This window comes from Pseudonocardia sp. Cha107L01 (assembly GCF_052566575.1).
In genome coordinates, this window is record NZ_CP199579.1 from 4,219,073 (window position 1) to 4,244,738 (window position 25,666).

Consider the following 25,666-nt stretch of genomic DNA (forward strand, 5'->3'; position numbering starts at 1 on the left):
ACCCCCTAGGCCTGCTCAAACACATAGCTGCCGGGCGCGTCGGCGAGGGGCGGGTGGTGCTGGCCCCCGAGCTGGGCGGGCGCCCGCTTCAGTTCTCCCGACCGGGCCTCGATCCAGTCGGCCCAGTGCTCCCACCAGGAACCGGTGTGCTCGATGGCTGACGTACGCCACGCCTCAGGGTCGTCGGTCAGCTCGCCGCCGGCCCAGTAGCGTGACTTGGGGTTACCTGGTGGGCAGACCAAAGTCTGGATGTGCCCGGTGTTCGCCAGTACGAACGTCGACGTCCCACCGAGCAGGTGCGCCGAGGCGAAGCAGCCCTTCCACGGTGTCAGGTGGTCGGTGGTGCCGCCCGTGACGTAGGTGTCGACCTCGACGCGGCTGAGGTCGACCGGTGCGCCGAGCACGGTCATTTCGCCGGGGTGGGCGAGTGTGTTGTCGGCGAAGATCTCAAGGAACTGGCGGTGCAGTGCGGCTGGGAGGTTGGTGCCGTCGGAGTTCCAGGCGAGGATATCGAATGGGGGTGGGTCCTTGCCGAGCAGGTAATTGTTGACGACGTAATTCCAAATCAGGTCGTTCGGCCGCATCCAGGCGAAAACGGATCCGAGGGTTCGGCTGTCGAGCATTCCGGCGCTGCGCGATCGCCAGCGAGCGAGTTTGAGAAGCGCGGGCACCGATAACATCCCGACAGCGGCGGGTGTGGTCCAGTCCAGCAGAGTGACGCCGAAACTCGCCGCCGACACGCGATGGTCACCGATGGCGGCCAGGTGGTTGAGCACCACCGCGGTCGTGATCCCGCCGGCGCAGAGCCCAAATAGATTGACGAGCTCGGATCGCGTGATGGCCGCGACGGCGTCGAGCGAGGCGAGGATCGCGGCCGCATAGGTCTCGAGATCCCAATCTCGCTGCACCCGGCTAGGGTTCCGCCAGGAGATGGCGAACACCTGCTGCCCCCTTCCGACTGCGAACTCGATTAGCGATCGGCCGGGTGCGAGGTCCATGAAGTAGTACTTGTTGATCTGGGGTGGCACGATCACAATGGGCGTCCGGCGCACCTGCTCGGTAGACGGCCGGTACTGCAACAGTTCCAGGACCTCGTCCCGGTAGACAACGGCGCCCGGCGTTACCGCGATGTCCTTGCCGACGGTGAACGCCGTGCGGTTGACCTGCCGCGGCAGCCCGCCGTTGTGTCGAAGGTCGTCAACTAGGTGGCGGGTGCCCCGGACTAAGCTCGCGCCACCGGTTTCGAACGCCCGCTTCAGGGCGGCGGGGTTACCCGCCAGGCTGTTTGTGGGCGCGAGTGCTGACGCGAGCACGGTCGCGACGAAGCGGGCACGCTCCCGGTCGCGCCAGTCGGGCAGGTCCAGATCTTCCGCGATTTCAGCGGCGCAGTCGCACGTGGCGAGGTACGCCTGCATGATCCGTCGGTATGCGGGGTTGTCGTTCCAGGTGGGATCGGTGAACCGTCGGTCACCCTTCGCCGGCTCGAGCTCGGAGCGGCCAACCGCGACCCTCCCCAGCTCGCTTGCCAACCGCGCACCGGAAGCAGCCACAACAGGTGCGGCCGCGGCGAGTCTTGCGACGTCGCGTGCGGCGTGGAACAGCCCCCCGGGTACAGGCGGGGACGTATGCCGTGAGTGGTCCGATCCTGTGAATGACATCGAAGGCTCCGAGCTGTGTTGAGGTGCCCTTCCGGCCGGCCTCGTCGGGCTGGCAATGGCCTAGCCGGTTCCCAGCTGGAAACTGGAGGAACACGGCATTACTCCTCGCCTGAGACCGTCCGTTTAAACTTGAATGGGTTCGACACCGGTGGCGTCGATGACGGCGGCAATCAGGATTCGGCGTATCTGATTGATGTCGGCTGATGTGCGCGGTGGGTATATAAGGGTGTAGGTCTCCGGGAGGTTGAACCTGATTCCGGCTAGCGGGTGGAACTCGCCCCACCCGCGTTCCACGACGAGCTGGGCGTCCGCCGGATTGAGCGTCATGTGCATCGATCCATCGGTCGGGTGGATATGGCCCACTTCGCATCCATCGCCACGGACACGGAGGGCGTCGTTGTGCTTTTCCCAGCGGCTCGTGCGGTACTGCAGGGCGGGCGACGTCAGGCCGGCGAATTCGTCGAAGATGGCCTTCAGTTCACCCCTCATATGTGCCGTGGGTTGCTGATCCAGCACGCGGTGCGGTACTGGATGTGGCGCCACGGTGGGCCGATTTCCGTCGCGGGGTGGCAGGTCCAGAAGTATTCGGCTGACTGCTCCGTCGGTCGGCTTTAGCGAAGTCAGTGGATCGCGGCTGCGGAAGCGCATCACAGTGACCTGCACCCAGCCGCCGATATTCGGTGGGAGACCGCCGACGCCGAGTGCGCGCCACGCGCGATAGTCGCGTGCAGCCCAGATCGACGCCGCAGCAGCGAGCGCGCCGATGGCGAGAGGCCGCGAATAGCGGAACTGAGGCATCACGCATCTCCCAGGAATCAAGTGTGGTGGCCAGGGAGCCTGGCGTCTTCGCTGATCAGATAGAAGCCCGCGGTCGTGCGCTGGTTGAACATGCGCAGTGTTGGCGATTGTGATGGTGAAGGCCGTGCTGACGCGGGATGCGGTCACATGTCGAGGCCACCGTCGACGGCCAACACGCTCCCCGTGACATAGCCTGCCTCGTCGTCGACGAGGAACTGGACCGCTCGCGCTATTTCGGAGGCCTGTCCAAGGCGGCCAACCGGAACAGCTTTAAGAAGTTTTGCGAGTGTATCCTCAGCGATCGCGGCAACCATCTCGGTCTCGATATAGCCGGGAGCAACACAGTTAACAGTGATGCCCTTGCGGGCTACCTCCAGCGCGAGGCTCTTGCTGAATCCGATTAGACCGGCCTTGGACGATGCGTAGTTGGCCTGACCAACCGATCCCGTTTGTCCGATCACAGAGCTAATATTCACGATGCGACCGAACCTATTGTTGATCATATGATCCAGCGTTGCCTTCGTCATGTAGAAGGCGCCAGACAGGTTAATCCGCAGCACTGCATGCCAGTCGTCGATGGTCATATTGCGAACGGTCTTATCGACGGTGATGCCAGCATTGTTGATCAGGTAGTCGACCCGGCCACCTTGCTCGAGGACGTCCGATACTACGCGTTGGCAATCGGCGGGCACGCCGACGTTGCCCTGATGTGTCGAGACGGACGCGCCTTCGGCGCGGAGCCTGGCGGCGAGCTCCTCGGCGGCCTTGCTGTTGGAGTTGTATCCCACGGCGACGTGCAGCCCGGCGCGGGCGAGAGTGGTGGTGATCGCGGCGCCGATGCCGCGCGCACCGCCGGTGACGATGGCGACCCGTTGTGCGGGCCGTGTGTCGACATTGACGGTCATGACAGGCCTTTCTGAAACAAACATGATGGAATGGTTGTCGCCGATTTCGGCTTTGCCGAGCCTTATGCCTTCTTGAGTACGTAACCGGCGTCGATGGGGATGGCGGCGCCGGTGAGGTAGCGGGATTGGTCCGAGGCGAGGAATACGACTAGGTTGCTGATATCGATGGACTCGAGCCACGGGATCGGTATGGCGTTGACCCGGACGTAGGCGGAGTCGGGTTTCTCTGCGTCCTGCTTGGTTGGGTGTTCTAACTCGGGCATGAACAGTCGGCGGGTTGTTTCGTTGTCGATCATGGCGGTGTCCACGTTGCCAGGGTTGACCGAGTTGACCCGGATGTACTCGGGTCCGAGCTCGACTGCGAGCGTCTTCATGAGTGCGTTCACTCCTGCCTTGGCCGCGTTGTAGTGCGCGATGCCGGGCGGGGGCAGCAGGGCGGCGGCGGAGGCTGTGAAGATGATCGAGCCACCGCGTCCACCCGCTCGGATGTGCCCGGTTGCGGCTTTGACGGTGTGCCAGGCCCCGGTGAGGTTGACGTCGATGACGTCCTGCCACACCTGTTCGTCGAGGTCCAGCGCGGCGCCCAGGGAGAAGATGCCCGCGTTGACCACGACGATGTCGAGGCGGCCGAAGGCAACTACCCCAGAGTCGATAACCGTCCGTAGCGCGCGCAGGTCCCGGACGTCAGCTTGCCGAAGGTGGGCCCGACGGCCGGTCTTCGCGATCAGTTCAGCTGTCTCAGCGAGGTCATCTTCAACGGCCATTGGGTAGTGAGTGGTAGTGATGTCGAGCGGGAGGTCGACGCCGATGATGTCGGCGCCTTCCTCCGCAAGTCGCAGGGCGTGACTGCGTCCTTGGCCTCGGGCAACTCCGGTAACAAAGGCGACTCGGCCGTCGAGACGTTCCATGATAATCATTCCTCCGGTGAGGTCTGGAAGTTGCGCGCGCTAGCGGGCGGCGACGTGTTTCCCGGCGAGGTAGGCGTAGCAGAGGATTGGCCCGATTGTTCCGCCGCCGGCCCAATACGCCTCGGCGGACGGCGAGGCCACGCAATTGCCGGCGCCGTACAGCCCGGAAATCGGTTGGCCGTCGGCGCGCAGTACTCGGCCGTGAATGTCCACTCGAGGGCCGCCCTTGGTGTCCAGCGTGCCCGGCCCCAGGATTGTGGCATAGTACGGCCCGGTGTCACTCAACGCGCGCATTGTGGGGTTGGGTCCATCTCCCGGCCCGGACATGGCATTGAGAGCGAGCTCGATCGGTGTTTCGCCTCGATGGAAGTCCTCGTCCACCCCGCTCTCGGCAAACCCACGGAATCGTTTGAGCGTTCGATCGAGCTGGTCACTGAACATCGGGTCGAGTGAATTGTGCTCGGCCGGCAGACCGAGGGTGCTAAGCCGCTTGTCGAGTTCCAGGGTCAGACCGGCGAGATCGTCCGCCTGGACAACCCAGTAGCCGTCGACGTCGTCCGGCGGCACCGGGTTGCCGAAGTCGCGGCCGGCGACTGTAGTAGCGACTTGCTGGTCCCAGATCGCGATCAGAGGCAGGTTGGGATAGCGCAGGTGGCGGCTGTCCCAGTCGAAGAAGGACTTGGTCAGCTCGTGGTAGATCGCTTTCTCGTTGACCGCCCGCTCACCGAACCGGTTGACGATCAGCAGCCCGTCGCCGGGGAGCACGAACGACCCAGCGACCGTCCGGGGTTCGCGTCGCATTTGTTCGAGCACGATCGGCGCGCTCCAGGCGTGCTGCATACCAGCGAGCTCCGCGCCGGCGGAGAGCGCCAGCGGGATGAAATCGCCGGTGTTGGAGACCGCGGCGCAGCCGCCCACATAGGGGCCGCGCAGGAACTCCCGGCGTAACCGGGCGTTGTGGGTGAATCCGCCGCTGGCGAAGACGACACCACGCCGCGCTCGGATACGGCGGGTAGCCGTCCCGCCAGTGACTACGCCGGTCACGGTGCCGTCGGAGGTCACTAGCTCGGTCACCGGGGTGGCGGTCCGCACCTCGACGCCGAGCTGGTCGGCGGCCTGGTGGAAGCGGGCCAGCATCTCCTGGCCGCCGGTCTGTCCGCCACCGCCCGCGGCGGGCCACAGGACCCGGCCGCGTTTGGGTGTGTTCTCCGGCAGGTGCGCGGAGTAGTCGGGGAAGTCCAGGCCGGCTGCGGGCTCCAGCGCGCCGATCTTCTCCAGGGCCGCGATGGCCTCGTCGCCCCGGTCGTAGAACGTCTCCAATGCCTGGTACTCGTCCTGGGGAATCCCGAGGAACGGCTCGTCCGGTGAATAGAGCGCTGGGCGAGAAAGTCGGGCCAGGTAGCGCAGCGCGTCGTCCTTCGGGTCCTCGATGCCGGCCTCGCGCATGAACCGGTTGTTGAGGATCCAGAACCAGGCGGCTGCTTTCCGGGTGGTACCGCCCGTCGCCCCGGCTTTCTCCAGTACGAGAACCGATGCGCCCTCGCCTGCCGCGGTCAAGGCGGCGGCGAATCCGCCGGCGCCGCTTCCCGCTACCACGACATCGAAGACCTCGTCCCATTCGTCGCTCATGATGCGCTCCGGTCGGGGGCGAAGACCGGGTTGACATCCATGTAGATCTGGTAGTCGGCGATCGCGCCGTCGTGGGTCCGGAACACATTGCAGCAGGGCAGCGATACGCTGGTGCCGTCCAGTCGTGAGTAGTGCACGGTCATCTCCGCGATGACAATGTCGGGATTACCGGCAACCTGCCAGAGTCCGGTCAACTCGTGTCGAATTCCGGCGATGCCGGCGAGGAAATCACGCATGGTGTCCTCGACTTTCCCGCGCCCATGTACCGGGGGGTTGTTTCCGAAGGCGAACCGGATATCGTCGGCGAACATTGATGCCGCTGTCCCGCCATCTCCGTGGTCAATAGCCGTGAACAGCTCACGAATTAGTTCGAGTTGGGCAGAAGCAGGCGCACGCGTCATAGCGATTCCTTTGCTGAATTTCGGAAAAGTAAAACTTAGGATTGGGCGCTGGTGAGCCGAGGGAACAATGCCTCGGCATTGCCCCGGTCGATAGCCCCGCGCAGGTAGGCCTCGATCGGGTACAGCTCGTAGGAGTGGCCGAAGCCGGCGGCGATCTCGGCTGGGGCGTAGGTCTGCGCGCTCCACTCGGAGATCGGCGGGCCGCCCGCGGTGATGTCGTGGTCGGTCAGCCGATCGCGCTACTCGGGCGGTACCACGTGCTGGTGGGTGTCAATCAGCCCGGGCGGGCATCACCGCGCTCCAACCCGTCGCAGGTCCGCCGCGAAACTCTCGAATACGGTGATCGCGGCGAAGTCGCTGACCGAGTCCCGGCTGATGACCTCGTCGGCGGCCCGGCCCAGCAGGATCTGCTTGATCGGCGTCTCCAGCTTCTTGCCGGTCAGCGTCCGTGGGATGGCCGCCACAGCCTCGATCACGTCGGGCACGTGGCGCGGTGAGAGCTGACTGCGCAACGCTGCACGGATCCGCCCACGCAGCGCGTCGTCGAGCGCGCCGCCGCCGGACAGTGTGACGAACAGGATCAGCTGGCCGGGCCCGCCTTCGGGGTCTTCCAGATGCAGCACCAGGCTGTCGCCGACGTCTGGGAGCTCCTCGACGACCGTGTAGAACTCGGCGGTGCCGAGCCGGACCCCGCCCCGGTTCAGCGTGGCATCGGAGCGGCCGCTGATCACGAAGCTGTGCCGGTTGGTGACGGTGGCCCAGTCGCCGTGTCGCCACACGCCCGGGTAGGTGTCGAAGTAGGCCGACCGGTACCGCGCGTCGTCCTGGTCGTTCCAGAACCGGATCGGCATCGAGGGCATCGGTTGCCGGATCACTAGCTCGCCGAGGGTCCCGGTGACCTCCCGGCCCTGGGCGTCGAAGGCGGTCACGTCGACGCCCAGGCACGGGCCGGCCAGCTCACCCGGGTAGGCCGGCAGCCAGGGGTTGCCGCCGACGAACGCCGAGCACACGTCGGTGCCACCGCTGATCGAGTTGACCAGCACCCCGTCCCCGAGCTGCTCGGTACACCAGTCGGAACCGTCCGGGGGCAGCGGTGAGCCGGTGACGCCGAGCCCGCGTAACGCGGACAGGTCGTGTGCCTGGGCGGGTTGTGTCCCGGACTGTCGGCAGGCCATCAGGTAGGCAGGGCTGGTGCCCAGCAGAGTGGCGCGGTTGTCCGCGGCCAGCCGCCACTGGGTGTCGAGCTCCGGGTAGAGCGGGTTGCCGTCGAACAGCACGATCGCGGCCCGGTGCAGCAGCGCGGAAACCAGGATGTTCCACATCGTCCACGCCGTAGTCGTGTACCAGAGCACGCGGTCGCCCGGGCGGGTGTCCAGGTGCAGGGCGTGCAGCTTGAGATGCTCCAGCAGGATGCCGCCATGGCCATGCACGATCGCCTTGGGCAGTCCGGTGGTGCCGGAGGAGAACAACACGTACAGCGGGTGGTCGAACGGCACCGCCGTGAAGGTGAGAGGGCCGGGCTCGGCCAGCAGCTCGTCCCAGCTCAGCGCATCGGGCACCCGGTGATCGCCGTAGGTGACCCCGACGACGTGGCGCAGCGTGGGCAGCCCGGCCCGGATCGAGGCCAGCTCATCAGCCCGGTCGATATCCCGGTCGCCATAGGTGTAGCCACTGACCGCGACCAGCACGGTGGGCTCGAGCTGGGCGAAGCGGTCGACCACACTGCGCGCACCGAATTCCGGGGCACACGACGCCCAAACCGCTCCCAGCGACGCCGCGGCGAGGAACAACACGAGCGCCTCGGGCACGTTGGGCAGGTACCCGACGACGCGGTCGCCGCGACCGACGCCCAGCCGGCGCAGCCCCACAGCGGCCCTGGCGACCTGCTCTCCCAGCTCACCGAAGGTGAGCTCGACCGGGTCGCGGGTTTGCGAATGTGCGATCACCGCGACCCGGTCGGTGTCCTCGTCCACACCGAACATGTGCTCGGCGTAGTTCAGCCGAGCCCCGGGGAACCATTCCGCGCCAGGCATGTCCCGGTTGCCGAGCACCTCCTCGTGGTTGCCGTGAACCCCGAATCGGTCCCAGACCGAGGTCCAGAATCCGTCGAGGTCCTCGATCGACCAGCGCCAGAGTGACGCGTAGTTCGGGAAGGTCCGGCCCCGCTCGGTGGCGAGCCAGTTCAGGTAGTCACCGAGCGCGGTGCCCTCCGGGCCGGGGCTCATTGGTGCGCGCCGGTCATCAGGTCGGCGAGGTCGTCGGGCTTGAGGAACGACGCCGGTGGCGGCGGCCCCCAGGCGTAGAGGCTGCGCTCGCCGGCGATGACACCCGGCTCCCAGAGCTGGTCATCGAGGATGCAGTCGATGTCGGAGTAGTACTCGGAGAAGTTGGCGGCGGGATCGCGTAGGTACCAGAAGAAGTTGGACCCGATGTAATGGCGGCCCAGCCCCCAGGTGTGACGCTCGGGGTGCTCCTCGAGCATCGCGGTCGCGCCGCGGCCGACTTCGTCCACGTCGTCGAGCTCCCACGAGGTGTGATGTAGGAAACTCACCGGTGCCTGCTGCACCAGCACGTTGTGGTGGTCGGTGCTGCAGCGCATGAACGCGGCCAGCCCGGGGGCCTCGTCACTGACCTTGAAGCCCAGACCATCGGTGAAGAAGCGCTGCGTGGCGGCCTGGTCCACGGATCCGAAGACCACATGGCCGAGCTTGCGCGGACGGACCCGGCCGGAGCGCAGGATCCCGGGTGCGCGGGCGTCAGGGCGTTCGATGTCCCCGGGGGCGTTGTAGGGCGGGGTTGGAGTGGCGGTCTGGGCGATCCGCGGCGCGATCGAGACGATCACGTCAAGGCCGGTCGCCGGGTCGGCGGTGCGCAGCCCGCTCGCGTCGCTGTGGGCGGCGACGCCGATGCGGTCGAGCGACGCGGCGATCCGGGCCAGGTCGTCCGGGTCGTCGGCGCCGACCCCGAGGGAGACGAGTCGACGGCGGGGGCTGTGCACGATCTGCAGTTGCTCGCCGCCGTCCATGGTGCGGAACCGGTGTTCGCCGGGCGAAGCGGTGGCCGGAGTCAGGCCGAATTCGGTGTAGTAGTCGGCGGTCTCGGCGGTGCCAGGTACGCCGATGGTGATCTCGGTGAGGCGGTGAAGTGCCATCTTGGGACTCCTGCTCTATTCAGGCGTGTGCTGGGTGGGCGCCGTAGCGGACACGAACCGGTGGCGCATCTCGCCGATGCCCCGCGCGTAGCTGACGAGCTCGTCGCCGGCGGACAGGAACCGCTGCGGCTTGCGCACCACTCCGACGCCCGCCGGGGTGCCGGTGAAGATGACGTCTCCCGGTTCCAGCGGCAGCACGGCCGAAAGCCGCGCCACCAGCTCCGGGATGGAGAACACCAGGTCGCAGGAGCTGCCCTTTTGCACGGCTTCGCCGTTCACGGCGCAGCCCAGCTGGATGGCGTCGCGCTCGGCCAGCTCGTCCGGGGTGACCAGCCATGGACCTGTGGGGCTGAACCCGGGAAAGGACTTGCCCAGGCTGAACTGGGGCGCCGGCCCGGCCAGTTGCACCGTGCGCTCGGAGATGTCCTGGCCCAGGGTCAGACCGGCGATGTGCGACCAGCCATCCTCGACGGCCACATTGCGGGCCCGCTCGCCGATCACCGCCACCAGTTCGACCTCCCAGTCCACGGTGGGTCCGGCGAGCACGATGTTGCCGATCGGACCGGTGAATGAGGAGACGAACTTGGTGAACACGGTCGGCGAGTCGGGGATGGCGAACCCGGCCTCGGTGGCGTGGTCGCGGTAGTTGAGCCCGATCGCGAGCACCTGCGCCGGGTGTGGTGCGGGGGCACCGAGATCGTCCTGGGTAAAGGGAACAGCGGGCTCCGTGCGCGGCGCGTGACCCGCCCACCAGCGCCGGAACTCCTCCCACCGAGGGTAGATAGCCTGAGGATCGGCACTGAACTCACCAGCGCTGGTTTGCTCGACATCGAGGGCGCCGTGCTCGGTGAACACAGTGAGCCGGCCGGCCAGATTTCCGATGCGCATGATCAGTCCTTACCGGGAGTAGCCAGGATGTGGTTGAGCGCCTGCCGCAGGGTTTGTGCGGGGTCTGGCACCGCGCCGTGCGAGCGGAACGCCACGTACCGGTCGGGCCGCACCAGCACCGCGCCCTCGGCGGAGATGCCTCGGTGCTTCAGCCAGCTGCAGCGCACGTCGACGTAGTCGCTGCCCAGCACGCCGACCCGGGTTGCGCGTAGCGGCAGGCCACGCTCCGCGGCGACCTTTTCGGCCGCCTCGACCCAGGCGTGTCCTTCCTCGCCGGCGATGAGCAGGAACTGCCCCCCGTGTAGCAAGGTGCCCAGTGGGACCCGCTCGCCTTCGCGCTCGACCCAGGCGTGCGGCATCGGGTGGCCGGGTTTGGTGCTCGGTTCGTACAGCCGTACCGGGTCCAGCGGGGTGTAGGCCGGCGAGCCGTCGTCGATCACGGCGGACGATTGGTAGGTGTAGCCAAACTCGACGTTGTGGTGGCGGAACTCCATGGTCTGCGAGCCGATCGCCCGGTTGAGCGCTTGGCGTTTGTGTTCGGAGTTCGGCAGCTGCTCCCACAGCGGGCGTACCTCGGCCCAGTTGGCCTCGGGGGTCTTGTCCGGGGAGAGCTCCAGTGCCTGGTCGATGCTGTAGTGGTTCATCGCGGCATTCACCGCGGCCTCGACGTTGGCCGCGTCGGTCGGTCGGCGCTCGGCGCCGTAGCTGTCGAGCAGGTAGTCGTCCGCTCGTCCGGCCAGCACCGCGGCGAGCTTCCAGCACAGGTTGTAGGCGTCGTGCACGGCGCTGTTGAGGCCCAGTCCGCCGGTCGGCGGGTGTCGGTGGGCCGCGTCGCCGATCAGGAACACGCGCCCGGCCCGGAACTCGTCGGCGAGCACGCCCTCCATGACCCAGGGGCTGATGTGGTGGATGACCGGGCTGAAGTCGGGAATGCCCAGCGTCGCGCGGATCCTGGCGAGCACCTTGTCCGGGTCATGGGCGTCGGTGTCGTCGATGGCGAACTGCAGGTGGAACACCCACTCCTCGGAGTCGGGCCCCCAGTGGTCCGGGCCCATGGCCACCAGCACCCCGGAGGCCCATGAGCCACCGAAGTCGGGGTTGACCAGCCAGCGGATCAGCACGTCGGGGTCGTCGAGGTAGCTCGACAGGTCGGCGGTCATGTGGGTGGAGACCATCCGCATGAGGTTGGTGGGCCCGCTCATATCGATGCCGACCAGCTGTCCGACGCTGCGGCCGCCGTCCGCGCCCAGCAGGTAGCGGCTGCGCACCTGGTACTGCTCGCCGGTGCCGCGGTCGAGGACCGTCGCGGTGACTGCCTCCGCGTCCTGATCGATCGCCAGCAGCTCGTGGTTGAACCGGATATCGGCCTCGGGAAACGTCTCGGCGTGCGCCTTGAGCACCGGTTCCAGGCGGATCTGAGGCAGGTTCGCGGTGCGGCACGGGCTCGCCGCGATGTAGTCCGGGTCGGTGTATCCACCGCCCCAGACCTCCAGTCGACCCACCCGGCGCCCGTAGCCGTCGTGTGCCCCGGCCACCCCGGCGTACCAGGCCGTGGCCTGCATGTTCGCCGCCGGCGTGCTCCTGCGCATGATCTCCGGCGCGACGCCCAGCTCGGTGAAGATCTCCATGGTGCGCTGGTTGAGCACATGGGCCTTCGGCAGCACGGAGGTGCCCGGATGGCGGGAAACGAGCAGCGAGCGCACCCCCAGCTGCGACAACAGCATCGACGAGGTCAGACCTGCGCCGCCGCCCCCCACGATCAGTACTGGGACTTCGATCTCCCTCATCACGTCCTCCTTGACGTTGTGTCCCGGGCTTGAGCGAGTACACAATCAATCATGATGATTATGGCTGAAAGTATCGACACTCGACTGGACTGCTGTCAAGACCTAGGTCATAATCATCATGACGGATAGGGGAGGTGGTCACCGGTGAGTGCTGGGATGCTCAGTGACGGCGTCGGCTCGCGCGCCGAGAGCGCCGCTCGGCGCGTGGCGGAGCTGGTCCGCCGGTCGGCTCCGGGCACGCGGTTGGGCACGAAGAACGAGCTGCGTGAGCTGTGTGAGGTCTCGGTCGGCACCTTCAACGAGAGTCTTCGGCTGCTGCAGTCGCGCGGGTTGGTCGAGGTGAAACCCGGCCCGGGCGGGGGGCTGTTCGTCGCGGAGCAATCGCCGATGGTCCGGCTGGGCAACTCGGTGCTCGCGCTGGATGCGGACGCCGCGTCGGTCTCCGACGCGGTCCGCATCCGCGACGCGCTGGACCCGCTGCTGATCGCCGACGCGCAGCACCACTCCTCGCCAGCCGACCTCGAGGCGTATCGCGGGCAGGTGGCGGCGATGCTCGCGGCCACCGAGACCCAGGACCCCGTGGAGTTCCTGCACGCGAACTGGCGGCTGCACGCGCTGATCGCCGCTGTCAACCCCAGCGCGATGCTGCGCTCGCTCTACACCACGCTGCTCGACATCGTGGAGGCGCACACCCTGGCGGTGCTGCCGGTGCAGGACCAGCCGCTCGCGGAGGTCATGCGGGGGCGCTATCAGGTGCACGCCGACCTGGTGGAGGCGATCGCCGCCCGGGACTCGGCAGAGGTGGCCCGGCTCACCCACGAGCACAGCCTCAAACGAATCACCGGCGGCTAAACCTAGTTGCGCTCGATCCGTCCAACCCGCGTACGCGCGGCCGTGCTGGACGTCGACGCCGAGACTGGCATCCAGGGCGGCAATGGCTTGTTGGCGGCCGCGACCGCATCACCGTCTGTGGGGTGACGTCGGGTTGTAGATGAACCCGACGTGGAGGGCGTAGATCCAGTGCTAGACGAAGACGGCCAGCACGAAGATCCAGCCGAAGTTCAGGCTGAGGAACCCCGCGTGCACGCCCATCGCCGGTGCGTAAACGAGGGGAGTCATGACCAGGACGCTCAGGACGGCGAGGATGGTGCCGAACACGAAGGCCTTGGCCATGTTGCCTGCGGCGCTGTTAGGCCACGGCAACAGTGGGTGCAAAGCCACGACGTACAGAAGCGTGAAGATGATCCCGATGCGGGTCTGCAGGTAGGCCAGATGGCGGTAGCCCTCCGGGAAGCGGGCCAGCAGGCCTTCGTCGAGGATACGTGCCCAAGGACTATGTGCGGGACCCCAGTGCGCCCGCCGAGAGCATGGTGCCTGCACTGGCTCGACAGTTCCGAGGGACTCGTGCCCGGCAAGTACGACTTCAAGTCGACCTTCATCAACGGCTCCTGGGATGGGCAGTACACGTTCATGGAGCCGATGATGACCAGAGAGTGGCTACTGACTAAGGCGCCACTACGGCAGGACATCAAACAGCCGGTCGCCTATCAGCGCAGCGGCTACTTTCCGACCGTCTACAGCGTGAACTTCGACGATTCATCGAAGGAATACGTGATCTCGCTGGGCGGCCTGACAAAGCGCGATGCGTCCTGAGCCGTTGCTCGCGCGGTGCAGGCAGGTTTCCCTGGCCGAGGTGGCGGCACTAGGCCACTCAGACCGGTGACCAGCGTGGTGCACGTGGCGAACCCGCGCGCGGAGAAACACGGCCGGAACGCCCCAAGCAATTGCTGATCGATCGGGGAAGTCTCTCGGATCGCTGCTCGGTAACAGGGCGGCGCGAGCCAGGCACTATCACTGGCGCACGTACGTTCCGTCAGTCTTTCAAGGGCCTCGGCGGCGACAGTATTAGCACCCGAGCGAACAGCTGCTTCAATCAGTTCAACCGGAATATAGCTTCGGAGACCGGGCTCGTCGAGCTCACCCGCTCGCTTTAGGGAGGCGAGCGCTTGAGGGTACTGGCCTCGCCACTTTCAGAACGGCGAACGTAAGGTGGCCAGAGCGGTACTCCACGCCACGACCTGGTCAAGGACTACGCCAACCGCTTCCGATTGGAATGGAGCGGGGGCGAAGGTGCTGAAGTTATCACTTCCAGCTCTGATCAAGGTGCTAGTGGGCCGCGTCTGAAGCTGGTCGATCCCGATCCCCACCGCGAACACGCACCCGTCGACACCGTCATCTTCGCCTCGGGGATGCTCGTGGCCTCCGCTCTGCGACAACGCGTGACATCGAATTGGCTGAACATCTCCTCGACCGTGGTGACGAAAGCCTTCGTGGCGGCCCGCGAGGCGGGCTGCTTCGACGCGATGAGTGACACCTCGAACTCGATCGCCGGCTCGGTGCGGTGCAGAGCCGGTTCCGCCCCGGGAGCGCCGAGGTAATGACAAAGGCAAGCCCGAGTCCGCCTGCGCGCCGCGTTCAGCAACTGGCGTACCACGTCCGCCAAGCGACGAGCACGACGTCCTTGCTTGTCGCGGACTCCAGCAAGGACCTTTTCTCTGATTCCGTCTTGGCCTGATGGACGACGCCGGTGCTGTCCACTCGCAGCAGCGTGACCGAGCGTCCCAATCACGGCAACCGCCCCGCGCTGCTGGCGCTACGCAAGTCCGACGTGTTGAACGCGGCGAATCTGGGCACACCGTGCACCCTAACGACCCCGTCTTGCCCGCCGAAACCTGTAAAATCTGAACCCCCTCAAGTGAGAACCAATTCGTACCAGTCTGCTGAGACGGCGCAGGTCACGCAGGGTGCAGATCAGAGCGCTCGCGGCATCGCTCGCCACCCGGATGATCTTGTTCGGTTGGGTTTCGGCTTACGGGGCAGTCCCGGCGGCCTACGGCCGGACACCGAGGAGTTGATCAGGGAGCCTGCGGACGCTCCCTGTCTGAATGCTTGGGCCGGTGGGGCGGCGAGATCAGATCTCACCCCGGATGGCATGCAGCGCCTGCTCAACGCCGCAGCCTGGGACGTCGATGGGATGCGTAAGGAGCGTGGCGGCGTCAGTCGCGGGGGTCACGGCCGACGTGGCAAAACATCGCCTCCACGATTTGAGGGGATTGACACTGCCAGGACGCATAATGGATCGACCTTCCGTTGCCGATGTGAGCGTCCAGCTTCATGGCGCACCGGTACGGGTTCAAGCGACGGCGTTGGCGATCGCACGGTATACGCGGTCGACGTCGTTCTTCCAACCGTGCAGCGTGCTGCCCGAGTCAGTGGCCAACGACTTCTCGATCTGGCGCAACATCCAGCGCGAGTACGCGGAGGAGCTTCTTGGGCAAGCAGAGTGCGACGGCAGCGGCCGCCCGCTCGATTATGCGAACCTCGAGCCCTTCGCAACGATGGACCAGGGGCTGGCCGATGGTCAGATTCGGGTCTACTGCCTCGGTCTCACGCTCGACGCGCTGACGCTCGCCGGCGACTTGCTCACGGTCGCCGTGTTCGAACCTGAGCTGTACGACTCGCTGTTCGGGGGCCACGTCGACCGCAACGACGAGGGCGCCATTCCTGCCCGAGCCGTTCCCTTCGAATCCAACACGATCCGCGCGCTCCGCGAATCCGGTCAGCTCTCGCCCGGCGCGACTGCGGCCATCTACCTCACGTGGCTACATCGCGCCTCATTGCTGTTCAGCTCCCTGTAGTGTCACCCCGCAGGGCGGCTGCTTTAGGACGCTGTTGATTCACTTGCCTGTCTGCACGCGGGAGCTCGCCGTCGAAACGGACTGGCGATGTTGCTGCACCAGCACCCTGGTTGGGGTGCGCGTCGGATTCGTAAATGCTCCATGCATGGACATCGCTGAGGAGGTTGAGAGCCTGCGGTGGATCGCCGCGGGGTGTCCTGGAAATGCAGTTGGTGCCCCAGGAACCTCGGCTGGCTAGTTTGCCGCCTGCCCGTCCTGATGAGTCGATAAACTAAGGGCTGAGCCCCAGCCGATGAACGCCGGGTAGATGAGGCCAGCTATAGCGATATCGACCGGCCGAATGAGGTGAAAGCGATGGGCGCGGAGTTCGCGGCGAACGTGAACAGGACGTCGCAATTCCAGAACGGTTCGATCGACAGAGCAACCACGCCGCCGAGCAATGCCAAGGGTCGCGCAGGGGTGCGATGACGCACTGCGATGACGGCGCAGTCCATCGCGATGAGGACTGCGGCGACAACCAGCGCGAGCAGAGTCCCCGGCAGGACGGGGTCGCTCGCCTCCACGTGCAGCACCGAGACAGCGTGCATGACAGGCACGATCACGAATAGTTCGTAATCTAGACTACCGGGATGGTGTCCGTCAGCGCCCGGTATGGGTAGCGAAGCGGGGTCGCGCTGGTGCAGGCCTCAGGAATCGTCGCCTCCGCGCTCGAGTAGGTGTATGCATGGTCTGGGGGGGTCCGATTGTGTGGAGGTCTCGTATGGGGGAGGCGGGATGACGCCGGCTCGGCTCGTTCGGGCCGAGATATTGCACGAGAGTGAACGCACACGTGTGACTCGGCTGTTCTTTCCGGGGCGCACAGTCATTCGGAAGGAGCCGCTGGGGCCGAACGCGGAACGCCGGCTGGGGAATGAGCTGGCAATGCTGCAGCGGCTGCGCGGGGTTGCGGGGGTCTCACAGTCGCTGGATGCTCCGCGCTACCCGGGCTCGATCGTGCTGGCCGACGCCGGCGGCACGAGCGTGGCCGGGCTGGCGAAGCCGCTGGGCGTCGATGACCTAATCGGGCTTGCGGTGGAGGTGGCCCAGGCGGTGGCGGGGATGCACCGCCGGGGGGTAATGCACCGGGATATCAGTCCGGGGAACATCGTAGTCTCCCGCGACGGCGCCCCGTGCCTGGTGGACTTCGCGTTGGCGGCCTCGGTGGCCGAGGTCCGTCCGGAGTTCACCCACCACAACCAGATCGTGGGGACGTTGGCGTATCTGGCGCCGGAGCAGACCGGGCGCACCGGCCGGCCGGCGGACCAGCGCGCCGACCTGTACGCGCTCGGCGCGACGCTCTACGAGTTGGCCACCGGCGGGCCGCCTTTCGGTTCCGGGGACCCGCTGCGCCTCACGCACGATCACCTGGCCCGGGTGCCGGTGGCGCCGGCCCAGGTGAACGCGGCCCTACCGGGCCCGTTGTCGGAAATCGTCATGCGTCTGCTGGAGAAGGAACCCGACCATCGCTACCAGACCGCCGACGGCGTAGTCCACGACCTGCAACAGGTCCGCGACGCCCAGGCACGTCCGGCAGCGGCTCGGGTGCGTATCGGCGAGCACGACGTTCCTTCGCGGCTGCTGCCGCCGCAGCTGGTGGGACGCGACGCCGAGCTGGCGGCGCTGGAGGCAGCGTTCGAGGCGGCGCTGGCCAGCCGCTGTCAGGGAGTGCTGGTCGGCGGCGCTCCGGGGGTGGGCAAGACCGCACTGGTCGACCAGTTGCGGCCGGCGGTGACCGGCCGGGAGGGCTGGTTCGTGGCCGGCAAGTTCGATCAGTGGCGGCGGGATATGGAGTTCGATGCCAGTTACCAGGCGTTTCGCGCGTTGGGCCGGATGCTCTTGGCCGAGCCGGAGGACAAGCTTGCCGAGGTCCGCGAACGGATCATCAAGGCGCTCGGCCCGAACACTGGACTGCTGGCCGCGTTGGTGCCGGAGTTCACGATGCTGCTGCGGGTGCCGCCAAATCCGGGGGATCCGCTGACCGCACAGGCGCGGACGCAGCGAGTGGGTGTGCAGGTGCTGAGGGCGGTTGCGTCTCGGCAACGGCCGGTGGTGGTGTTCCTCGATGACCTGCAGTGGGCCGGTCGCACCCCGCTCGGCTTCGTCGACCTCGTGCTCAGCGAGGAACCGTTCGAGGGCCTGTTGCTGGTGGGGGCCTACCGCGAAACCGAGGTGGACATGGCACATCCGCTGGCCGCGCTGCTGTCCCGGTGGCGCGATCAGGCCGGTGTGCGGCAGCTGCGCCTGGACAACTTGGCGGTGCCGGACCTCGTCACCATGGTGGCGGAGATGCTGCACGTGGACGCGGCTGCGGCGGCCGGCCTGGTCGAGGTGATCGAATCACGTACGTCGGGCAACCCGTACGAGACGGTGGAGCTGCTCAACGCGCTGCGACACGAGGGCGTGCTGACCGCAACGGCCGCGGGGTGGCGGTGGGACGAGACAGCCGCGCGGGTTCGTCTGGGCGAGTCGGAGGTGGCCGGGTTGCTCGCGGCGCGAGTCGCGGCGATGCCACCGGCCTCCCGCGCGCTGATCGAGGCGATGGCCTGCCTGGGCGGACGGGCAGAGGCAAGCCTGCTGCGGACCGCCATCGATGCTCCGCCGGGCGTGGTGGACCAGCAGCTGGCGCCCGCCCTCGACGAGGGCGTCTTGGTGGGCGAGCCAGGGCTGCGTGATTCGGTGCGGTTTCGCCATGACCGCGCCCGCGAGGTCATCCTGGGCGGTCTGGCCCCGGCACGGCGACGCGCGTTGCAGCTGGCCATGGCGCGGCGGCTGGCCGGAGTACCGGAGCTGTACGCGGTGGCGGCCGAGCAGTACCTGCCGGTGATCGACGCCGTCGCCGACGCAGCGGAGCGCCACGTGGTGGTGGGGCTGCTGCGCCGGGCCGCCGACCAGGCGGCGTTGATTGGCGACCACGCGCTGGTGAACGCACTGCTGGCGGGCGCGCTGAGGCTGATCGACCCGAGCGAGACCGCCATGCTCGTCGCGGTGCATACCGGCCGGCACGCCGCCCTATACAGCATCGGGCGCCTGGACGCGGCCGACGAGGAGTACCGGACGATCGAGCGGCTGCGCCCCACCGCCCTGCAGCGCGCGGATCCGACGGCGGTGCAGGTGAGAAGCCTGACCCACCGGACCCGTTTCGCGGAGGCGATCAGCCTCGGCCTGGACTCGCTGCGTGAGCTCGGCATCGCCGTCCCGGCGGCGGACCGGCTCGCCGTCGAGCTGGACCACCGGTTCGGCTGTCTGTACCGGTGGCTGGACCACACCGGCGCCCCCGACGATCTGGCCCGGCCAGATATCACCGACCCACTGCTGCTCGCCGCGTCCGGTCTGATCGACGCGACGCTGCCGCCGGCGTACTTCGGCGAGGACTTCTCCATGCACGGGTGGCTGAGCCTGGAGGCGCTGCGTATCTGTATCGAGCACGGCCCGGCCCCTGCGCTGGTCGGCTCGGCCGGCCACGCGGCCTTCGCCGCTGTGGCGCTGCGGGGCGACTACGCCGCCGGGTACCGGGCGGGGCGGCGGATCGTGGCGCTGGGCGAGGCCCGCGGCTACGAGCCTGCCACCTCGCAGGCGCGTTTCCTGTTCGCCCACCTGAGCTGCTGGGGCGAGCCGATCGAAAGCGGTGTCCAAGAAGCGCAGCGGGCCCGGGAAGGACTGATCGCCGGAGGTGACCTGGCCAACGCGGGACACACCTACTATCCGGCCGTGAGGGGCCTGCTGGACGGCGCGCCCTCGCTGGACGCCTACGTCGCCGAGGTCGAGGATGCCTTGGCCTTCGTGCGGCGTACCGGCAGTGAACAAACCGGTCAGTTGATCGACGGCGACCGGTGGCTGGCCGGTGTGCTACGCAGCGAACGCTCCGCCGCAGCTGGTGGGGTGGCGCCCGACAGGTACGTCGGCAACCCGCTGGCGCGTGTCCAGGCGCACGTCAGCCGCGCGATCGCCGCCGTCATCTTCGGCGATCCGGCCGGCCTGGCGCAGCACACTGCGGCGGCGATGCCGCTGCTGCCGGCCGCCGCGGGCGCCTACGTGACCGCCATCGCCCGCCTCCTGCGCGGGCTAGACCTGGCCGGGCGGGCCCGCATCATGGACAGTGACGAGCGCGGCGGCCTGCTGGCAGAACTGAACGAGGTGACGGGCTGGCTGGCCGCCCGTGCGGCGGACGCGTCGGACAACTTTCTGCACCTGCTGAGGCTTCTCGAGGCCGAGCGGGCCTGGGCGGTCGGCGACTTCCGCGCCGCCGTCCTCGCCTTTGACGCCGCCCGGCGGGAGGTCGCCGGACGCCAACGGCCCTGGCACCGGGCCCTGATCGCCGAACGCGCCGCCTGCTTTTACCTCGCCCACGGCGTCGAGCAGGCCGGTTACGAGCTCCTCGCCCAGGCCCGCCGGGAGTATCTCGCCTGGGGAGCGACCGCGAAGGTCGGCCATCTGGATTGGGCCTACCCGACCCTGCGGCCACACGCCGATGCGTCCGCCGACCAGCCTGGCGATCTTCCCCATCAGCGCGCCACCGTCACCGCCGGAACGCTCGACCTGCTCGGCATCCTGGCCGCCTCCCAAGTCCTCAGCTCCGAAACCACCATCGAACGCCTCCACGCCCGCGTTGTCGAGGTGCTCCGCACGATGACCGGCGCCACCGATGTCCAGCTGCTGCTCTGGGGCGATGCCCGGCGCGACTGGTTGCTGCCCGCGCCCGATGGTGACGGCGGCGGCGCCCGGATCGGGGGCACCAGGCATGAGAACGCGGTGCCGATGTCGGTCCTGCGCTACGCGCAGCGGACGGGCGAACCGTTGGTCGTGGCCGACGCCACCGGCGACGACCGGTTCGCCCGCGACCCCTATTTCGCCGACCTCGCCTATTGCTCGCTGCTGGCAGTGCCCATCCTCAGCCGCGGCACCCTGCAGGCGGTGCTGCTGCTGGAGAACCGGCTCATCCGCGACGCATTCACCACTCAACGGCTCGACGCGGTAAAACTCATCGCCGGCCAGCTCGCCGTCTCCCTCGACAACGCCCAGCTCTACGTCGAGTATCGCCGGGTCGCGGACGAGCAGGCCGCCCTGCGGCGGGTGGCGACCCTGGTGGCCCGGGCGGCACCACCGGAGGAGGTGTTCGCCGCAGTCACTGCGGAGGCCGCGCGGCAGCTTCCAGCGGACCACGCAAACCTGTTGCGCTACGAGCCCGGCGACGCCGTGACCTTCGTCGCGGCCAGCGATGGCCCGATCGTCGGCACCTGTGCTCGGCTCGGGGGGCGGAACATCGCCACGCTGGTGTTCGAGACCGGGCAACCCGCCCGGATCGACGACTACGCCGGCGCCTCCGGCGGGGCCGCCGATCTCGGCCGGGAGTGGGGCTTCCGCGCCGCCGTCGGCACGCCGATCAGGGTCCAGGGCCTGCTGTGGGGCGTCATGATCGTGGGGTCCAGGCGGGAGGAGTCGCTACCGGCGGACACCGAGGCGCGGCTGGCCGGGTTCACCGAGTTGGTCGCGACCGCGATCGCGAACACACAGGCCCGGGTGGAGCTGCGCAGCTCCGCCGGGGAGCAGGCGGCGCTGCGGCGGGTGGCGACCCTGGTAGCGAGCGGGGCGCGGCCGGAGGAGGTGTTCACCGCGGTCACCGCCGAGGCCGGGCGGGTGCTGCAGGTCGACTACACCAGCCTGATCCGGTGCGAGCCGGAGGGGGTTATGACATGGGTCGGTGCATGGAGCGGCACCGGTGCCGTGTTCCCAATCCCGGTCAGCACTCGGGCTGAGACCGGAGGACAGAACATGCCCACGCTGGTTTTCGAGACTCGCCGGCCAGCGCGCATCGACTACGCGCACGCCTCGGGTGCGGTCGCCGAGCTCGCCCGCCAGGTGGGCATCCGCTCGTCGGTGGGCGTGCCGATCAACGTCGCGGGCCGGCTGTGGGGGCTGCTGGCTGCGGTGTCCACGCAGGTGGAGCCGTTGCCGGCGGACACCGAGGCGCGGCTGGCCGGGTTCACCGAGTTGGTCGCCACCGCCATCGCCAACACCGAGGCCGAGGCCGCGCTGACCGCCTCCCGGGCCCGCATCGTCGCCGCCGCCGACGCCGCCCGCCGCGGCATCGAACGCGACCTACACGACGGCGCCCAGCAGCGGCTGGTCTCCCTCGCGCTGCGCCTGCGCGGGGGGGTGATGGCGGCGGTGCCCTCCAGCGCCGACGAGCTGACCGCGCAGCTGGACGGCGTCGTCGACGAGCTGGGTGAGGTGCTCGACGAGCTGCGCGAGCTCGCCCGCGGCCTGCACCCGGCCGCGCTCGCCGACGGCGGATTGCGCCAGGCGTTGCGGACGCTGGGCCGCCGTTCCGCGGTCCCCGTGCGCCTTGACGCTCGCGTCGACGGGCGGCTGCCCGAACCGGTTGAGCTGGCCGCCTACTATGTCGTCGCCGAGGCACTGACCAACGCCGCCAAACACGCCGGTGCCTCGGTCGTCGACGTCTGCGTGGCCGTCGGCGAAGGGCAGCTGCGGGTCGAGATCCGCGACGACGGCCGCGGCGGCGCCGACCCCGCCGGCGGATCCGGCCTGGTCGGGCTCAAGGACCGAGTGGAGGCGCTCGGCGGCCGGCTCGGGGTGCAGAGCGTCCCCGGCGCGGGTACCACCGTGCAGGCCGAGCTTCCCCTGGGCCCGGCCCGCGCGGTCCGCGGCTGACCAAGCCGACGCCGTGCCTCGGCAGCCATGTCCGCCGTGGCGCGCCCTCGTGCCGGGCCACGGTCGCCGCCCGGTTCCACGCCCTGCGGTATCGCCGCGGACCTGGCGCCGATCCGGCTGCGCGACCTCCGTCCTGGCGCTGATGTTCGCCGCCGGGGGGCGATGAATGCATTCAGGATGGTGGATGAGGCCGGCTGCGGTGGCGTTGTCGGCGATTTCGTACGGTGCGACCGGATCGATGCCTGCGTTGGCAAAGGGTGTCGATCGAGTTAAGCGACGAAGCCCTGCTGGCAGGTAATGGAGTTGGGCGCTAGCCGCGGAGACATGCCTTCAGCTGTCAGCGATGGTAATGAGGTGCGCAGTCGGGCAAGAAACGCCGGGCAGCGGTTGGCGAATTCGCATTCGGTGGCCTCGACGTTTGCCGCTGTCGCGGTGCCGAACTTTCGCCGCTACGGGCCTCAGCGCCGCCAAGTCGCGGACGTCCGCTCCGGGCGGCACTCCCGCGTGTCGCGGAAGGGTACGTCCGTGATGCTTGCGTGTCCGTTTTTGTCCAAAACGTATCTCCAGAATACGACTCGGCACCGGGCAGCGGCACCTCGCGTGAAGAGCAACAGGGCTGATCAGAGGCCCTGGGGCAGCCAGGGACCACGATTGTCTTCCTGAAAGGGAGGCGACCGGATGAGTCCCGGAATCAAGGGAGCTGATCACGGTGCGACTGATCGTGGGTATGACGGGCGCGACGGGTGCCGGGTTCGGCGTCCGGCTGCTGGAGAACCTCCGGCAGCTGCCGGAGGTGGAGACCCACCTGGTGCTCAGCCGCTGGGCGCGCACCACCGTCGAGCTGGAGACCGGCCTCTCGGTGGCCGAAGTGGGTGCGCTCGCGGATGTCACGCACCGGCCCGAGGACCAGGGCGCGACCATCTCGTCCGGTTCCTTCCGGACCGACGGCATGGTGATCGTGCCGTGCTCGATGAAGACCCTCGCCGGGATTCGGGCCGGATTCGCCGACGGGCTGGTGGGGCGGGCGGCAGACGTGATGCTCAAGGAGCGCCGCAAGCTCGTCCTCGTCCCTCGTGAGACTCCGCTGAGCGAGATCCACCTGGAGAACATGCTCGCTCCGGCCCAGAGGGGTGTGCAGATGGTGCCGCCCATGCCCGCCTTCTACAACAATCCGCAGTCGGTGGACGACATCGTCGACCACGTCGTGGCCCGCGTCCTGGACCAGTTCAATCTCCCTGCCCCGGCCGCGAAGCGCTGGGACGGCATACGCGCCGCCCACGAACTGAAGCCCGCGGGCTGACTCCGTCTTCTTCCTGCACCGCTAGAGAGAGGTTCGACAATGGCTTACGACGACCTTCGCAGTTTCCTGGACACCCTGGACAAGGCGGCTGACGATGCCGCAGCGGGCGTGCACGCAACGAAGGGATCACACTCCGATGGCATCACCCCAGCCGACCGCCTCCGACCGGCCCGACACCCTTATGTGGGAAGCACGCGCCGAGCCGGGCCGACGACAGGAGTTGCTGGCCTGGGTCGAGGAGCGGGCATTGCCTGAGCTCGTTGGCAGCCCCGGCTTCCTGGCCGCCGACATCTACCTCGGCGGCCAGGACCGCGTCGTAGCCATCGCCCGCTTCGACGCGGGCCACGCCCCGGCCCGGCTGCCCGACCCGCCGACCGATGTGCTCGCCCGCTCCGCTCACCGGTGGCCGTTCCGCTTGCACCGCAGCGTGTCGTCCTGACGAGAACCGTCTCTGCTGACCGCGTGTACGGCGTGGCAGACGAAGTGTGTAAGCCGTGGTCCTGACAGCGTGCCAGGGGGCTGATGGTGGATGAGGCCGGCCGCGGTGGCGTTGTCGGCGTTTTCGTACGGTGCGACCGGATCGATGCCCGCGTTGGCAAAGGTGTCGATCGAGTTCAGCGAACGCGTTGCTCGTCGGCGCACTCGCCTGCCTCGCTGCGGTCATCATCGGCGCCCGGCCACCGCGCACGGTGCCGCCCCCCGTCCCGCAGCCCGCTACCGGCCCGACCGCGGGCTGGCAGTCCGGGAGTGCGGTCTGAGTCTTAGGAAACTGCCACGCCGTACGGGCTGTCCCCGACGGAGATGGTCGTGAGGACCTTGAGCGTGTGGGGGTCGATGACGGCCAGGGCGTTGGCGCCCTGATCGGCTACGTAGAGGGCGGTCGCGGTGGCCGCGACGCTGAACGGGTCGGTGCCTTCGGTTCCCAGCGACACGGTGTTCGTGACCTGGTGGGCGTGGGTGTCGAGGACGGAGAGGTTGCCGGGGCCGAGGTCGGCGATGTAGGCGTTGTCGCCGCTCGGAGACAGTGCCGCGCCGAACGGGCCGACGCCGACCGGCACGGTGGCGATGACTGTCCCGGTGTGCGTGTCGATGATCGAGACGCTCTGGGCGAGTTCGTTGGCGACGTAGAGGGACCCGCCGTCCGGAGTGACGGCGAGGCTGGCGGGGATGTGACCCGCGGGGAGGGTCCGGATGGTGTGGTTGGTCCGACTGTCGATCACCGAGACGTTGTCGGATCCGGCGTTGGCGACGTAGACCGACCCGCCGTCACGGGAGATGGCAATGCCGACCGGTTGCGTGCCGACCGGGATAGCGGCCACGACCCGGTTGGTTCCCGTCTCGAGCACGGAGACGCTGTTGGTTGCGCCGCCGGTGACGTAGGCGGTCTTTCCGTCAGTGCTGACGGCGACGCTGGTGGGGCTGCTCCCGGCGGGAAGGGCGATGGAGGCGGTCACGGTATTGGTGGCGGTGTCGAGCACCGATACGTCGTGGGATTCGGCGTTGGCGATGTAGGCGTGCTTGGTGTCGGGGGCGAGTGCCACACCTGTCGGTGCGGTCCCGACCGGGACGGTCGCTACTACCTTGTCGGTACGCGTGTCGATCACCGAGACGGTGTTGTCCTGTTGGTTGCTGACATAGACGTTGGCACTCGCGGTCGCCTGGCCGGCCAGAGGCGCGGCCGACGCGGGCGCGGCGAGGGTGCCGAATACCAGCAGCAGGACCACCATGCCAGCCGCGACCGCGGCCGATCGGGGGGCACTGCCCCGTGTCGAGCGGCCCACGCCGGCGCGGGCCCGTCGTCGCGGTGAACGCATGGGTGAACTCCTCCGGGAACG

The 25,666-nt window shown here is 68.0% G+C and carries 19 protein-coding genes; 6 read left to right on the plus strand and 13 right to left on the minus strand.

Annotation, left to right across the window (positions count from 1 at the left end; translation table 11 throughout):
• Positions 1-5: 5 nt before the first annotated feature.
• The 10 genes from ACTXG6_RS19910 to ACTXG6_RS19955 form a co-directional block, all read right to left on the minus strand.
• Complete coding sequence (locus ACTXG6_RS19910) at positions 6-1,529, minus strand: alpha/beta fold hydrolase (RefSeq protein WP_445189294.1); 1,524 nt, start codon at positions 1,527-1,529, stop codon at positions 6-8.
• 252 nt (positions 1,530-1,781) lie between these two features.
• Positions 1,782-2,456, minus strand: coding sequence for a luciferase domain-containing protein (locus tag ACTXG6_RS19915; protein WP_445189295.1), 675 nt, complete (start codon positions 2,454-2,456; stop codon positions 1,782-1,784).
• A gap of 143 nt (positions 2,457-2,599) precedes the next feature.
• Complete coding sequence (locus ACTXG6_RS19920) at positions 2,600-3,361, minus strand: 3-oxoacyl-ACP reductase (protein ID WP_445189296.1); 762 nt, start codon at positions 3,359-3,361, stop codon at positions 2,600-2,602.
• Between the two features lie 62 nt (positions 3,362-3,423).
• Positions 3,424-4,269 carry a mycofactocin-coupled SDR family oxidoreductase gene (locus ACTXG6_RS19925; RefSeq protein WP_445189297.1) on the minus strand — a complete coding sequence of 282 codons (846 nt, stop codon included), beginning with the start codon at positions 4,267-4,269 and terminating at the stop codon, positions 3,424-3,426.
• Positions 4,270-4,308: 39 nt separating this feature from the next.
• On the minus strand, positions 4,309-5,898 hold the full coding sequence (locus ACTXG6_RS19930) for an FAD-dependent oxidoreductase (protein WP_445189298.1): 1,590 nt from the start codon (positions 5,896-5,898) through the stop codon (positions 4,309-4,311).
• On the minus strand, positions 5,895-6,299 hold the full coding sequence (locus tag ACTXG6_RS19935) for a nuclear transport factor 2 family protein (RefSeq protein ID WP_445189299.1): 405 nt from the start codon (positions 6,297-6,299) through the stop codon (positions 5,895-5,897). The genes ACTXG6_RS19930 and ACTXG6_RS19935 overlap by 4 nt, the downstream gene beginning before the upstream one ends.
• A gap of 290 nt (positions 6,300-6,589) precedes the next feature.
• Complete coding sequence (locus tag ACTXG6_RS19940; protein WP_445189300.1) at positions 6,590-8,524, minus strand: acetoacetate--CoA ligase; 1,935 nt, start codon at positions 8,522-8,524, stop codon at positions 6,590-6,592.
• Positions 8,521-9,450 carry a VOC family protein gene (locus tag ACTXG6_RS19945; protein ID WP_445189301.1) on the minus strand — a complete coding sequence of 310 codons (930 nt, stop codon included), beginning with the start codon at positions 9,448-9,450 and terminating at the stop codon, positions 8,521-8,523. The genes ACTXG6_RS19940 and ACTXG6_RS19945 overlap by 4 nt, the downstream gene beginning before the upstream one ends.
• Positions 9,451-9,465: 15 nt before the next feature.
• A complete protein-coding gene (locus ACTXG6_RS19950; protein WP_445189302.1) occupies positions 9,466-10,338 on the minus strand; it encodes a fumarylacetoacetate hydrolase family protein in 873 nt (290 codons plus the stop codon).
• Between the two features lie 2 nt (positions 10,339-10,340).
• Positions 10,341-12,125 (minus strand): FAD-dependent monooxygenase, encoded by a 1,785-nt coding sequence (locus ACTXG6_RS19955; protein WP_445189303.1) that lies wholly within the window; start codon positions 12,123-12,125, stop codon positions 10,341-10,343.
• A 144-nt stretch (positions 12,126-12,269) separates the two neighbouring features.
• Here ACTXG6_RS19955 and ACTXG6_RS19960 point away from each other — a divergent pair, with 144 nt between their 5' ends.
• Positions 12,270-12,977 carry a FadR/GntR family transcriptional regulator gene (locus ACTXG6_RS19960; protein WP_445189304.1) on the plus strand — a complete coding sequence of 236 codons (708 nt, stop codon included), beginning with the start codon at positions 12,270-12,272 and terminating at the stop codon, positions 12,975-12,977.
• Positions 12,978-13,148: 171 nt separating this feature from the next.
• On the opposite strand, the gene ACTXG6_RS19965 is transcribed toward ACTXG6_RS19960, so the two are convergent.
• Positions 13,149-13,298 (minus strand): hypothetical protein, encoded by a 150-nt coding sequence (locus ACTXG6_RS19965; RefSeq protein WP_445189305.1) that lies wholly within the window; start codon positions 13,296-13,298, stop codon positions 13,149-13,151.
• Between the two features lie 36 nt (positions 13,299-13,334).
• On the opposite strand from ACTXG6_RS19965, the gene ACTXG6_RS19970 reads away from it, so the two are divergent.
• On the plus strand, positions 13,335-13,778 hold the full coding sequence (locus ACTXG6_RS19970; RefSeq protein WP_445189306.1) for a hypothetical protein: 444 nt from the start codon (positions 13,335-13,337) through the stop codon (positions 13,776-13,778).
• A 1,481-nt stretch (positions 13,779-15,259) separates the two neighbouring features.
• The gene (locus tag ACTXG6_RS19975) at positions 15,260-15,823 is read left to right on the plus strand and encodes a hypothetical protein (protein WP_445189307.1); all 564 of its coding nucleotides are present in this window, start codon (positions 15,260-15,262) and stop codon (positions 15,821-15,823) included.
• A 317-nt stretch (positions 15,824-16,140) separates the two neighbouring features.
• On the opposite strand, the gene ACTXG6_RS19980 is transcribed toward ACTXG6_RS19975, so the two are convergent.
• Positions 16,141-16,425, minus strand: coding sequence for a hypothetical protein (locus ACTXG6_RS19980; protein ID WP_445189308.1), 285 nt, complete (start codon positions 16,423-16,425; stop codon positions 16,141-16,143).
• A 172-nt stretch (positions 16,426-16,597) separates the two neighbouring features.
• Between ACTXG6_RS19980 and ACTXG6_RS19985 the strand changes: the two genes are divergently transcribed.
• The 3 genes from ACTXG6_RS19985 to ACTXG6_RS19995 all read left to right on the plus strand — a co-directional run bounded on the left by ACTXG6_RS19985 (position 16,598) and on the right by ACTXG6_RS19995 (position 24,270).
• Complete coding sequence (locus ACTXG6_RS19985) at positions 16,598-22,531, plus strand: GAF domain-containing protein (RefSeq protein ID WP_445189309.1); 5,934 nt, start codon at positions 16,598-16,600, stop codon at positions 22,529-22,531.
• Between the two features lie 709 nt (positions 22,532-23,240).
• A complete protein-coding gene (locus tag ACTXG6_RS19990) occupies positions 23,241-23,831 on the plus strand; it encodes a non-oxidative hydroxyarylic acid decarboxylases subunit B (protein ID WP_445189310.1) in 591 nt (196 codons plus the stop codon).
• A gap of 136 nt (positions 23,832-23,967) precedes the next feature.
• Entirely contained in the window at positions 23,968-24,270 is a 303-nt protein-coding gene (locus ACTXG6_RS19995) for a hypothetical protein (protein ID WP_445189311.1), read from the plus strand.
• Positions 24,271-24,592: 322 nt separating this feature from the next.
• Here ACTXG6_RS19995 and ACTXG6_RS20000 read toward each other — a convergent pair whose 3' ends face one another.
• The gene (locus tag ACTXG6_RS20000) at positions 24,593-25,645 is read right to left on the minus strand and encodes a YVTN family beta-propeller repeat protein (RefSeq protein WP_445189312.1); all 1,053 of its coding nucleotides are present in this window, start codon (positions 25,643-25,645) and stop codon (positions 24,593-24,595) included.
• Between the last annotated feature and the right edge of the window lie 21 nt (positions 25,646-25,666).